Raw genomic sequence first — 11,935 nt, 5'->3', positions numbered from 1 at the left:
GGTTGTCACACGAAGGCGTTCACGCCGGTGAGGGCGCGGCCGATGAGTAGTTTCTGGATCTGGCTGGTGCCTTCGTAGAGGGTGAGCACCCGCGCGTCGCGCAGGTACTTCGACACCGGGTATTCGTCGATGTACCCGTATCCGCCGAATACCTGGATGGCGTTGTTGGCCGCCTTCACCGCGGCCTCACTGGCGAACAACTTCGCCACCGAGGCCTCGGTGCCGAACGGTTCGCCGCGATCGACCAGGTCGGCGACTCGCCAGGCCAGCAGCCGCGCGGCCTCCACATCGACGGCGATGTCGGCGATCAGCTCCTGCACGAGCTGGTAGGAGGCGATCGGTTTACCGAACTGTTCGCGTTCCCCGGCATAGCGCACGGCGGCCTCGAGGCAGGCGCGGGCGACCCCGACACATCCCGCGGCCACGCCCATGCGCCCCTTGTCGAGGGCGGCCATCGCGATCCGGAACCCCTGTCCCTCGCCGCCGAGTCGCGCCGAATCCGGCACCCGCACCCCGTCGAGCACGATCTCCGCGGTCGCCTGTCCGCGCAGACCGAGTTTGCCCTTGATCTCGGTGCGGCCGAAACCCGTCGCGTCCGTGGGCACGAGGAATGCGGTGACCCCCTTGGGTCCCGGTCCGCCGGTGCGCGCGAAGATCAGCGCGATATCGGCCCAGGTGCCGTTGGTGATGAACATCTTGGTGCCCGAGAGCACCCAGTCCTCGCCGTCGCGGACGGCACGGGTGGTCAGATTCGCCGCGTCGGACCCGGTGCCCGGTTCGGTGAGGCCGAAGCAGCCCAGCGACTCTCCCGCGCACAAGCGGGGCAGCCAGTCCCGCTTCTGCTGCTCGCTGCCGTAGCTCTCGAGCGATTTCCCGACCAGCCCGAGCGAGACCGACACGATGCCACGCACCGAGCTGTCGCCGCGGCCGAGTTCCTCGAGCAGCAGGCAGTACGACAGCGCGTCACCACCCGAGCCGCCGTACTCCTCCGGGATCTCGATACCGAGAAAGCCCATGTCGCCGAGCTTGCGCACGATCGCGGTATCCACCGATTCGGCGCGATCCCAGGCCGCGGCGTAGGGCACGACCTCCTTGTCGACCCAGGCGCGGGCAACCTCGCGCAGCTCGCGGTGGGCATCGCCGAGTTGCAGATCCATGACGGAAAACTCCTAACCGAACGTTGTTAGGTATCTATTGCCACGATAAACTAACAGCGTTCGGATGTTCAAGGCCCCGGTGCCCGACGGTGTAGGTTGACTCGGCACGGTCCGGTTTCGCGGCGAAGGAGGTGGCGAGGATGCCTCGGCCACGGGTACCGCTACTGAGTCGCGAACGCATCCGCGAGACGGCACTGGAATTGATCGACCGCGACGGACTACCCGAGCTCTCGATGCGGAAACTGGCCGCCGAGCTGGGCGTTCAGGCGGCCTCGCTGTACGGCCACTACCCCACCAAGGACGATCTGCTCGACGATATCGCCGCCGGCATCATGTCCCATGTGGACGCCTCGGCCTTCGAAACCGCCGACTGGCGCACCGGCCTGATCTCGTGGGCGCGTTCCTACCGCGCCGCCCTGGTCCGCCACCCCAACTTCGTCCCCTACCTGGCCTCGGGCCCCGGTAAGCGCGAGGAGAATCTGCGCGCGGCCGACGCCGTGCACGGCGGCTTGGTCCGCGCCGGCTGGCCACCCCGCCAGGCCACCATGATCGGCGCGGCCACCCGCTACGTGGTGATGGGTTCGACCATCGGCTCGTTCTCCCGCGGCTTCGTCGACGACGTCCAGGTCTATCGCGACCGTTACCCGCATCTGGAACAGGCGCACCTGCTGCGCGCCAAGGCCGACGAAATCGACTCGGAGAGTTTCGAATTGGCGCTGGAATCGTTCGTCACGGGCCTGGAGATCCGCTTCGCCGCCATCCAGCAGCGCCGCGCCCGCCGCCGCGAGAAATCCGCCGAGGTCTGACCCCCACCCGGCGGAAACGCCGGGGGCCGGCGCGGTGATTCCGAGCCGGCCCGCGGCGGGTACAGCGATCTCAGAGGTCGGCGAAGACCGATCTCACCTCGTCTTCGGTCAGCCCGTAGTCGGCCAGCGAATACTTGTGCGCGGGCTTGCGGTCGCCCGATTTGCTCTCCTCGTCGAGCGCCCGCATCGCGTTCCGGGCCGCCTCGGTGTAATCCAGCCCGAACGTCGAATAGATCTTCTCGACGGTGCCGAACGGATCCGCCCGCAGATCCTCGAACTGGATGTCGAGGAACTGATCGGGGTTGTATCGCGCACGCGCGGAATTGAATTCGCGCAGGCCCCGCGACCAGAGTTCGAGCTGAGTGCGGCCGATCGTCTCCCCGACGAAGGTGTTCGACCAGCCCTTGGTGGCCTGTTCGGACAGGCTGCACGACGAACCGACGATGGTCACCGGGTCGCGGTGGGTCTGGATGATCAGCGCGTCGGGGTAGACCTCCATCAGCGCGTCCAGCGCGAACAGGTGGCTCGGGTTCTTCAGCACCCAGCCCCTCGTGTCACCCAGGCCGATCAGCTGCAGATTCTGCTTGTGCCGCTGATAGGCGTTGGTCCAGTCCTGCTTCTGCAACCACTGCGAATAGGTCGGCAGATAGGCCAGTGATTCGTAGGCGATGGATTTCACCGTCTGGCGCAGCAGCTGCCAGCATTCCTCGACCTCGGCGGCACTCATGTAGTGCAGGCCCATGAATTCCGGATTGTCGATGTGATGCTGCGCGAAACCGGCGTCGATCTGCTGGAACACCGGATTGTCGGCCCAGGTCTCGCGCGGCGGCCGCGGCTGCGGCAGTTCGGTCAGCCACATCTCGAGCGCCTGATGCTGCGGGTCGGCGGCCAGCAGCCGATGCAGCGCGGTGGTGCCGGTGCGGGGCAGGCCGGTGACGAAGATCGGCCGCTCGATCGCGGTCTCGGCGTAGCCGGGATTGGCCTTCCAGGACGCCTCGCTCAACGCGCGCGCGACCAGTGCGCCGCGCAGGAAGTAGCGGTTCATCTTGGAACCGAGTTCGGTGAGGTCGGCGTCGCGTCGATACGAGTCGAGCAGCACACCGAGCGCCTCGGTGTAGTCGTCGGGGCCGAAATCGGTGAGCCCGCACGCCTTGGTGGCGGATGCGTGCAGATCCTCGACGGTGCCGACGTTGGTACGAGCGGTGGTCATGAAATTCCGTTCCTCACACGTGGTATTCGCCGCAGTTGACGTCCAGGGTCTGGCCGGTGATGGCACTGGCCCACTCGGAAGCGAGAAACACCACGGCCCTGGCGATCTCGTCCGGTTCGGGCAGGCGCTTGAGATCCGACCGGGAGGCGGTCTGCTCGTACACCTGGTCGACCGTGATGCCGTACTTCTTCGCGACCTCACCGAAATACCACTTCAGCTGATCGGCCCAGATGTAGCCCGGCGCCACGCTGTTGACCCGAATTCCCTTGGCGCCCAATTCGGTTGCCAGCGTCTGCGACATGGCCAGCAGCGCCGACTTGGCGACCTTGTAGCTGCCGTAGCGCGGTTCGGAGTGCCGCAGCACCGACGAATTGATCATCACCACCGCGCCCCGGGTCTTGGCCAGTTCGTCGGTGAAGGCCTGGGTCGCCCGCAGCGTGCCCAGCACCGTCAGCTCGAGGCTGTCGCTGATCTGCCGGAAGTCGGTGCGCGCCAGCGACTTCATCGACGGCATCGCGAACGCGTTGTTGACCAGCGCGTCGACCCGGCCGAAGGTCTCCACCGTGCGCTCGACCAGATTCGCCACCGCGGCGTCGTCGGTGATGTCGGTCGGCACGATCAGGCTCGTCCCGCCGGCGGCGTCGATCTCGTCGGCCACCTCCCGCAGCCGCGATTCGGTGCGCGCGGCCAGCACCACCTTCGCGCCGGCCGCGGCCGCCTGCACGCACAGCGAGCGGCCCAGTCCGGGACCCACGCCGCTGATCACGACCACCTTGTCGGCCAGCAGGCCCGTTCCGGCGCTCATCCGAGCATCCGATCGGCGAAACCGCGCTGGCGGTCGGCGATGCGGGCGCGCCAGCCCTGCTCGTCGATCCGGTTGAGTTCGTAGTGCGGCAACTGCGCCGCCACCTCGTCGAAGGGCACCAGGGCGATTCGCGGCCCGTCCGCGGGGGTCATCTCCCGGGCGACGCGCTGCCATCGGAACTGCAGGATGCCGCGGCGGCGTCCGGTGGTCTCGATCCAATTGGTGATGCCCGGGTTGCGAGCCGAGACCACCATGCGGATCATCCCGTCCGGATCGACCTGGGCCTGAGCGCTGTTGAGGCTGGTCTGGTGGTTGACGTAGTCGAGGGAGATGTACCAGCGGCTACCGAGCTGAAATCCCTGATAGGGCGCATCGGATTTCGGCACCGTGATAACCAGCGCCTGGTCGTCGTCGAGATCGAAGTGGCCGACCGAGGAGTACTGCGTGCTGAGTCCGCCCGGGGTGAGCCGCGGTTCGGTGAGGGTGTTCACCGGCAGGTCGAGGTAGAACCACTTGGGGAAGTTGAACCAGGTGTGGATGCGCTGCACCAGCGCCCGCGCCGCGGCCCGATACCGCTTGCGCAGCTGGTCGACACCGGGCTCGGGGGCCGCGGTGCCGACGGTGTCGAGCCGCTCGATGCGGATGCTGCCCTTCGTCTCCGCGTTCCAGTCGCCGTAGACCTCGCGCACCGCGAGCATCGAGGCACCCTCGCCGAGGACGAAATAGTTCGGCCCGGCATCGGCTTTCGGCGGGCCGAAGCGGAGCTGGTAGCTGCCGTCGGCGGCGATCTGCAGGCGGCGGTCGTCGAAGGCGTCGTCGCCGTTGGGAACGTCGGTGGCGGTGTAGTCGCCGCGCAGCACCTGGAAGCTGAGGTCGACGGTACTGCCGCGGACACCGGTGAGCAGATATTCCGCACCCGGCTCGACATTGGCGTGGTAGTAGAGCGTATCCGGGTTGTCCAGGCCCATTTTCGCGTGCGGGCCGGTGGAGCTCACGAAGTACGGGTGGCTGGTGCCGTGCGTGCCCGACAGCTGCAGGCACGCGGCGATACTGCCCGCGAGGTAGTCGTATCCCTCGGCGAGATCCTTCTCGTCGTTGATGAAATCCGCTGCCGCGATCAGCTTCTCGGTTTCGGCGATCGCCGCGGTGAACGGTTCGGTGAGCGACCCGCCGCCCGGAAGTCCGTTTCCGGCGGCGGTATCGGTTCCCGGTGACGATCCTGTCGATGTACTCATGTCGTCCTAGCGTGTTGTGCGGGCGGAACTGCGGTTCACAGTCTCAGTTCGCGGCGGATCAGCGCGGCGATTTCGGCGGGTGAGCCGTGATCGGGAGTGATCACGAGCTCGGCGTGTTCGGGGCGTTCGTAGGGCGAGTCGATGCCGGTGAACTCCGGCAGCCGGCCCGCGCGGGCCTTGGCGTACAACCCCTTCGGATCCCGGCGCTCACACACCTCCAGCGGGGTGTCGACGAAGATCTCGTGGAAGTCCAGGCCGCTCGCGGCGTGCACGCCGCGCGCCTGCTCGCGCTGGTCGGCGAACGGGCTGATCACCGAGACGATGGCGATCAGGCCGGCGTCGGCGAACAACGAGGCGACCTGAGCCACCCGGCGGATGTTCTCGCGCCGGTCCTCGTCGGTGAAACCGAGGTCGGCGTTGAGCCCGTGCCGCAGATTGTCGCCGTCGAGCCGATAGGCCGGGCGGCCGGCGGCCACCAGCTGGCGCTCCAATTCCACGGCGATCGTGGACTTTCCGGAGCCGGACAGACCGGTCAGCCACACCGTCGCACCGGCGTGCGGGCGCTGGCCGCGCCCCACCGAGGAGCTGTGCCAGACGACGTCCTCGCGCACCACCTTCGGCGCCGCCGAGGCGTCCGGCGCCGCCTCCGGCCCGGTGTCGCGGGCCAGGATCATTCCGGCGGCCACGGTCTGATCGGTGTCCTCGTCGATGAGGATGAAACTGCCGGTGCGGCGGTTGTCGCGGTAGCTGTCGACCATCAGCGGGCGCTGACTGCGCAGCGTGAGGCGGCCGATGTCGTTGAGCGCCAGGGCATTCGCGTCCGTGACACGGTGCAGGGTGTTGACGTCGAGCCGGTAGTCGAGGTCGTGGACCTGGACGCGGGTGGTCTGGGCGGCGGTGCGGATCGCGTAGCGCGCACCGGGCCGCAGTTCGGTGGTCTCGGAGAACCAGCACACCATGGCGTCGACCTCATCGGCGATGTGCGGCCGATTTCCCGGGCGGGCCAGCATATCCCCACGCCCGACATCGACTTCGTCGTCGAGTTCCACCGAGACCGCCATCCCGGTGAACCCCTCGTCGACCTTCACCCCGCCCGGTCCCCAGATCCGCGCGACCCGCGACGAACGCCCGGACGGCAGCACGACCACCTCGTCGCCGGGTTTGAAGATGCCGCCTGCGATGGTCCCGGCATAGGTGCGATGCCCGGCCCCGCTGGTGCCGGCATCGGCGTGCGGGCGGATCACGTACTGCACCGGCAGCCGCGCGTCGATCAGATTGCGGTCCGAGGCGATGTGCACCTGTTCGAGGTGGCTCAGCAGCGGCGGGCCCGCATACCACGGGGTGTGCGCGGAGTCGGTGACCACATTGTCGCCGTGCAGCGCCGACACCGGCACGAAACTCAGATCGCCGACGGTCAGCTTCGCCGCGAAATCGGCGAATTCCTCGCGGATCTCGTCGAATCGCGCGGCCGACCAGTCCACCAGATCCATCTTGTTCACGCACACCACCAGGTGCGGCACCCCGAGCAGCGAGGCCAGGAACGCGTGCCGGCGGGTCTGCTCGACCACGCCCTTGCGCGCGTCGACCAGGATCAGCGCCAGATCCGCCGTGGAGGCGCCGGTCACCATATTGCGCGTGTACTGCACGTGCCCCGGGGTGTCGGCGATGATGAACTTGCGACGCGGCGTGGTGAAGTAGCGGTAGGCCACGTCGATGGTGATGCCTTGTTCCCGCTCGGCGCGCAGGCCGTCGGTCACCAGCGCCAGATCCGTTGCGGCGTCGCCGCGTTGGGCACTGGCGCGTTCGATGGCGGCCAGCTGATCGGAGAACAGGCTCTTGGAGTCGTAGAGCAGGCGGCCGATGAGGGTGGACTTGCCGTCGTCGACGCTGCCGGCTGTCGCGAGACGTAACAGATTGCGGCTCATCAGAAGTAGCCCTCCCGCTTGCGGTCTTCCATCCCGGATTCGGAGATGCGGTCGTCGGCGCGGGTGGCGCCGCGTTCGGTGAGCCGGGTGATCGCGGTTTCGGCGATCACGGCCGCCGGATTGTCGGCCTCGCTCTCGATACATCCGGTGCAGGTGGCGTCGCCGACGGTGCGGAACCGCACCGTCGTCTCGAACACCGGTTCGTCCGGGCCGGGTGTCAGGAAAGGATTGGCGGCCAGCAGCATTCCGTCGCGGCGGAAGACCGGGCGGCGGTGCGCGTAATACAGCGGCGGCAGTTCCACCGCTTCGCGGTCGATGTACTCCCAGATATCGAGTTCGGTCCAGTTCGACAGCGGGAACACCCGGATGTGCTGGCCCGCACGGTGTTTGCCGTTGTAGAGGTTCCATACCTCCGGGCGCTGCGCCCGCGGCTCCCAGGCACCGAATTCGTCGCGGAAACTGAACACCCGCTCCTTGGCGCGCGCCTTCTCCTCGTCGCGGCGCGCCCCGCCGAACACAGCGTCGAAGCGATGTTCGCCGATCGCGCGCAGCAATGTGGTGGTCTGCAACCGATTCCGGCTCTCCCCCGGGCGTTCGGTGACCCGCCCGGCGTCGATATCGTCCTGTACCCGCGCCACCAGCAGCCGCGCGCCGAGCCTGGCCGCCGTGCGATCGCGGAATTCGATCACCTCGTCGAAGTTGTGCCCGGTGTCGACGTGCAGCAGCGCGAACGGCAGCGCCGCCGGCCAGAACGCCTTGCGGGCCAGCTCCAGCATCACCGCCGAATCCTTACCGCCGGAGAACAGCAGCACCGGTCGTTCGAAGGTGGCCGCCACCTCCCGGAAGATGTGCACCGATTCGGCCTCGAGGGCCGACAGATGCGACAGCTCGTATCCCGTCCGCATCACATTCGCCTTGTCCGCATCGCTCGCATCGCTTCCCCGGATCCCGAAATCTCGACCACTTCGGAGTTGCGTTGTCGAATATTCGACGCTATTGTTCGATATTGTGACACCGACGATAAGCGGACAGCTGCGCGTCGGTCAAGGGGCTGTTGACGACGGCGCGTGTTCGCAGCCGCCATACCGGGTGCGAAGTCGCTGCATCGTCCTGAGCCGCGACTCCGATCCGGCGCACGCAGATCCGACGGCTCGAGAGCCGACCAGCGCCTCGAAGTCCGGTCCTCCACCGCGCCGAAGCCGGGATTCGCCGACCATTCAGCGCTCGGGACCGGGAAGCCGGCCCGACTCGCACCGGTACGGTGAGCGGCGGCGCGGACCGGTGTGACTCGTCACCGCTATCGACCAGAAAGGGCGCGATGTCCGAGAGCACCGAGGTCACTCCTACCGCCTCCGCGGGATCACCACCCACGCATCGCGTAGTGCGGGTAATCGAACTGCTGTCGCGCCGGCCCGCCGAGCACTTGTCGCTGGCGCGGATCGTGCGCGAGACCGGACTGTCGAGGGCGACGGCACATGCGGTGCTGACCCAGCTCACTACCGACGGCTGGACGGTGCGCGATCTCGACGGCAACTACGGGCTCGGGATGGGGCTGCTCGCCGTCGCACGCCGCGCGGAGGCGGCCTTCCCGCTGCGCCGCCTGGCTGCCGACCTGCTGCGGGAATTCGTTGCCGAACAGGGCTTTCCGGTTTTCCTGGCCGAGCGCGACGACGGTTCGATCATCATCACCGAGGTCGCCGGCACCCCGTCGGTCCCGTGGATCCGGCAGGGCCGCCGCCTGCCCCTGGCACCGCCGGTGGCCCGTGAATTCATCGCCTGGGCACCGGCTTCCGAACGCACCGCCTGGATCGCCCACGCCGACCCCGCCCATCGCGAACGCCTGCTCGCGGTCCTCGACGCCGTGCGCGACCGCGGTTACTCCGTCGAGCGCCTCGCCGACGAATCCGCTCCGGTCCTCGAAGCCCTTGCCGCCCTGCGCAATTCCCCGGTCACCGATCCACTCCGCAACCGCCTGGGCAGCATGATCACGGACCTGATCACCATCGACTACCTCCCCGACGAACTCGGCGCCGAAAACGCCGTAGTCACCGTCGCCGCCCCCATCTTCGCCGGCGACCGCGTCATCGCCGCCGTAGTCGCCTGCCCCGACACCCGCCTCTCCGCCCAGCGCCTCACCGCCCTCGGCGCAGCGATCACCGCCACCGCGGAAAAGATCACCCGAACCACCACCGGCACCTGACCGATCGGCATGCTCTGCCCGCACACAGATGCGCCCGCCAACCGAGCGAAGGCAACAGCAATCGTCTCCTCACCGAGGGTCCGCGCACATCGACGCGGAAGCAACTACGGTCGGGATGTGCCGACCACAACCTTCCTCCGCCGTTCCAACCACCACCGCCGTACCGTTCTGTCCCTGCGGATTTCGATCGCCGCACTCGCACTGACCGCAGGTTTGTCCGGCTGCGATTCCGAGACCGCCACGCCCGCAACGTCTACCACCGGTGCGAGCACGGCAGCCGCCACCGCCACGTCCGGTACACCGAATGCCGCCAACCCGGCACAGCCCACCGGCACGACCACATCCCCCGCGGCCGGCACGGTCAGCGTCCCGGATGTACGCGGCGACCGCCCGGCCCTCGCCGACCAGCTCCTCACCGCCGCAGGCCTGCACGCACACATCACCGGCGGCACCAGCCGCGGCCCGGGTGGCGGCCAATGCGTGATCACCACTCAGAATCCCGATGCGGGCGTCTCGGTCCCCACCGGCGCCACCATCGAGCTCACCACCGGCGAGGTCGGCGGCGGCCAGTGCTGAAATCGGCTACCGCCGCGCGATTTTCGGTTGTCACGGGCCCCGCGGTCGACCGATGATGGCGTCCACGATCGAACAGCGGCGGGAGTGGCAGTGGGTGTATGGGGCGGCGTCTGCGCCTTCGACGAGCAGAGATTTCGCGATGTCGTGATTCCCGCGCTGCGCGCAGGGCACGAACATCCCGTTGTCACCGGGGCATTGCAGCGCATGTACGCGCACGGCCGCGCAATGATCGACGACGGCGACCCCCTCGGCGAACCCGTGCCGTGCCGGTTCGAAGGATTGGCCGCGGTAGTGGCCCACCTCGACGAGTCGTTCACCACCTGCGACCTGGGGCGCGACTTTCGGGTCGTCGGCGGCACACTGACCGAGCCGGGCCGCCGCCCGGGCGAGCCGGGCTGGGGGTATTGGGAACTGGTTGAACTGGTGGAGTGGGTCGTCACCGGCGAGGCCGTGCGGGCCTGGGGACATCTGGGGTTGAGGGTGCCATCCCCGTGGTCGATCTTCCCGTCGCTACTTCTGCGGCACGACTCACGTCCGGAACCGGACAGCGAAGTGTTCCGGGTACAAGAGCTTCTCGTGCGGCTGGACACGCACTCGGGCTACTGGGTGCACGGCGGTGGCGGCTTCGGGGAAGGTGTCGGCGGCTGGTTGAACGCGCCGCAGACGCACGAACTCGCGACGCTGCTACCACGTCACGACCCGGATGCGGATCGGCAGTCGCAACGGGAATCGTTCTGGACGGTGGTGGACTGGGCCGTCGAACGCGATCTCGGTCTGCTGTGGGGACGCGATCTCGAATTGTTCTACTCCGACGAACCAGCGGCGATGTTCGACGCAGGAGCGACACCGGCGGATCGACTGGCCTGATCCCGACCCGGCCGGCGTCGTGACACCCGACGGCCCTACCCGCGCAGGCGGTAGCTCGGCCCCGGATCGGAGGCCACATACTCCGCCCACGTGCGCGTGCCGTCGGCGTGGTCGGGGCAGGTGTTGTCACCGGCGCGGAAAGCGCGGGCGATCGTGCCGGGTAGCGGGAGCGGCACCGTGCGGTGCGGGCGGCCGTGGTGTTGCTGCCAGATCTTCGCCAGTTCTTTCAGGGTGAGCACCTGTGGGCCGCCGAAATCGTCCGCGCGGGTGCGTGGTTCGCCTTCTACCAAGTCGGTGAGGCGGGTGGCCACATCTTCGGTGGCGACCGGTTGAAAGCGGAAATCCAAGGGCAGCGGCGCAATCGGGAGCTTCTGCACCGCGGACAGGACCGCGGCGATGAGGTCGTGGAATTGGGTGGCGCGCTGAATCGTGTGCGGCACACCGCTGTCGGCGATCAGTTGTTCGCAGGCGAGTTTGTTGCGGTAGTAGCCGAAAGGGATGCGGTCGATGCCGACGATCGACACATAGATCAGATGCCGCGCTCCCCCGACGGCCGCGAGCAGGTTCCGGGTCTGCTCGATATCGGGTTTACCGAACCGCCGGAAATCCGAAGCCGCGTGCACGATCGACTCCGCGCCCTCGGCAGCGTCGCGCACCCCGGCACCGGTCGTCAGATCCCCCACGTGCGTCCCCGCACCCGGGCGCCGCGACAGCACCCGCACGTCGTGCCCGCGTTCCCGCAGCCGATCCACGACATGCCGCCCGAGCGCTCCCGTCCCACCGGTCACCAGCACTGTGCCCATGCCCCTACCCAACCCCGCACCCGGAGTCCGGGCAAGCACCCGATAGTCGATGTCACATCCGAATCACCACACCCGACCGCCACCATCGGACCGCCGCCGCACGAGACGGTAAGTGTCTGCAGATCGGGTGATGGTGAATCAATCGTGCAAACCTCGCCGAATTCGGCGGTTTTCTGCATTCCTATGGCGGTTTGCACGAAAAGTTCAGGGTACGTCCGCCGCGCCGTATCGGCGGACACGCCGTCCGAACCACACTGCGCGGGAACCGATTCCACTTGCACCGCGTCGAAGTATCCGGGGGCGCCGAATGCCGAGACCGGTGGCGGCCGATCCCGAACGGCATCGGATTCA

At 67.9% G+C, this 11,935-nt stretch carries 11 protein-coding genes; 4 read left to right on the top strand and 7 right to left on the bottom strand.

Going from position 1 to position 11,935, the window contains the following annotated elements:
• Nucleotides 1-5 precede the first annotated feature (5 nt).
• On the bottom strand, nt 6-1,157 hold the full coding sequence (locus A5789_RS09350; RefSeq protein ID WP_064901509.1) for an acyl-CoA dehydrogenase family protein: 1,152 nt from the start codon (nt 1,155-1,157) through the stop codon (nt 6-8).
• A gap of 140 nt (nt 1,158-1,297) precedes the next feature.
• Between A5789_RS09350 and A5789_RS09345 the strand changes: the two genes are divergently transcribed.
• Nucleotides 1,298-1,963, top strand: coding sequence for a TetR/AcrR family transcriptional regulator (locus A5789_RS09345; protein ID WP_064901507.1), 666 nt, complete (start codon nt 1,298-1,300; stop codon nt 1,961-1,963).
• A 70-nt stretch (nt 1,964-2,033) separates the two neighbouring features.
• Here A5789_RS09345 and A5789_RS09340 read toward each other — a convergent pair whose 3' ends face one another.
• From A5789_RS09340 to cysD, 5 genes are read right to left on the bottom strand one after another with little or no spacing between them, the layout of a single operon-like run.
• Nucleotides 2,034-3,173: a sulfotransferase gene (locus A5789_RS09340; protein WP_063018251.1), complete on the bottom strand. Its 1,140-nt coding sequence runs from the start codon at nt 3,171-3,173 to the stop codon at nt 2,034-2,036.
• Between the two features lie 13 nt (nt 3,174-3,186).
• Complete coding sequence (locus tag A5789_RS09335) at nt 3,187-3,978, bottom strand: SDR family oxidoreductase (protein ID WP_063018253.1); 792 nt, start codon at nt 3,976-3,978, stop codon at nt 3,187-3,189.
• A complete protein-coding gene (locus A5789_RS09330) occupies nt 3,975-5,213 on the bottom strand; it encodes a hypothetical protein (RefSeq protein WP_064901505.1) in 1,239 nt (412 codons plus the stop codon). The genes A5789_RS09335 and A5789_RS09330 overlap by 4 nt, the downstream gene beginning before the upstream one ends.
• 35 nt (nt 5,214-5,248) lie before the next feature.
• Nucleotides 5,249-7,138, bottom strand: coding sequence for an adenylyl-sulfate kinase (gene cysC, locus A5789_RS09325; RefSeq protein WP_064901503.1), 1,890 nt, complete (start codon nt 7,136-7,138; stop codon nt 5,249-5,251).
• Nucleotides 7,138-8,043, bottom strand: a complete 906-nt coding sequence (gene cysD / locus A5789_RS09320; protein WP_030514770.1) for a sulfate adenylyltransferase subunit CysD — start codon at nt 8,041-8,043, stop codon at nt 7,138-7,140. Before cysD ends, cysC begins: the two co-directional genes overlap by 1 nt.
• 413 nt (nt 8,044-8,456) lie before the next feature.
• Between cysD and A5789_RS09315 the strand changes: the two genes are divergently transcribed.
• The 3 genes from A5789_RS09315 (at nt 8,457) to A5789_RS09305 (ending at nt 10,781) form a co-directional block, all read left to right on the top strand.
• On the top strand, nt 8,457-9,338 hold the full coding sequence (locus A5789_RS09315) for an IclR family transcriptional regulator (protein WP_063018258.1): 882 nt from the start codon (nt 8,457-8,459) through the stop codon (nt 9,336-9,338).
• 117 nt (nt 9,339-9,455) lie between these two features.
• On the top strand, nt 9,456-9,914 hold the full coding sequence (locus A5789_RS09310) for a PASTA domain-containing protein (RefSeq protein ID WP_064901501.1): 459 nt from the start codon (nt 9,456-9,458) through the stop codon (nt 9,912-9,914).
• Between the two features lie 90 nt (nt 9,915-10,004).
• Nucleotides 10,005-10,781, top strand: a complete 777-nt coding sequence (locus A5789_RS09305) for a hypothetical protein (RefSeq protein ID WP_064901499.1) — start codon at nt 10,005-10,007, stop codon at nt 10,779-10,781.
• Nucleotides 10,782-10,816: 35 nt separating this feature from the next.
• Here the strand turns inward: A5789_RS09305 and A5789_RS09300 are convergent, their stop codons facing one another.
• Nucleotides 10,817-11,584, bottom strand: a complete 768-nt coding sequence (locus A5789_RS09300) for an SDR family oxidoreductase (protein ID WP_064901497.1) — start codon at nt 11,582-11,584, stop codon at nt 10,817-10,819.
• Nucleotides 11,585-11,935 lie beyond the last annotated feature (351 nt).

The sequence above is a fragment of the Nocardia sp. 852002-51101_SCH5132738 genome (assembly GCF_001665695.1).
Lineage (GTDB): Bacteria > Actinomycetota > Actinomycetes > Mycobacteriales > Mycobacteriaceae > Nocardia > Nocardia nova.
This window is presented reverse-complemented; position numbering and strand designations above follow the sequence as displayed.

Coding starts and splice junctions, on each gene's coding strand:
- A5789_RS09330 (WP_064901505.1), bottom strand. CDS start 5,213: ATGAGTACATCGACAGGATCGTCACCGGGAACCGATACCGCCGCCGGA.
- A5789_RS09315 (WP_063018258.1), top strand. CDS start 8,457: ATGTCCGAGAGCACCGAGGTCACTCCTACCGCCTCCGCGGGATCACCA.
- A5789_RS09300 (WP_064901497.1), bottom strand. CDS start 11,584: ATGGGCACAGTGCTGGTGACCGGTGGGACGGGAGCGCTCGGGCGGCAT.
- A5789_RS09340 (WP_063018251.1), bottom strand. CDS start 3,173: ATGACCACCGCTCGTACCAACGTCGGCACCGTCGAGGATCTGCACGCA.
- cysC (WP_064901503.1), bottom strand. CDS start 7,138: ATGAGCCGCAATCTGTTACGTCTCGCGACAGCCGGCAGCGTCGACGAC.
- A5789_RS09350 (WP_064901509.1), bottom strand. CDS start 1,157: ATGGATCTGCAACTCGGCGATGCCCACCGCGAGCTGCGCGAGGTTGCC.
- cysD (WP_030514770.1), bottom strand. CDS start 8,043: ATGCGGACGGGATACGAGCTGTCGCATCTGTCGGCCCTCGAGGCCGAA.
- A5789_RS09345 (WP_064901507.1), top strand. CDS start 1,298: ATGCCTCGGCCACGGGTACCGCTACTGAGTCGCGAACGCATCCGCGAG.
- A5789_RS09335 (WP_063018253.1), bottom strand. CDS start 3,978: ATGAGCGCCGGAACGGGCCTGCTGGCCGACAAGGTGGTCGTGATCAGC.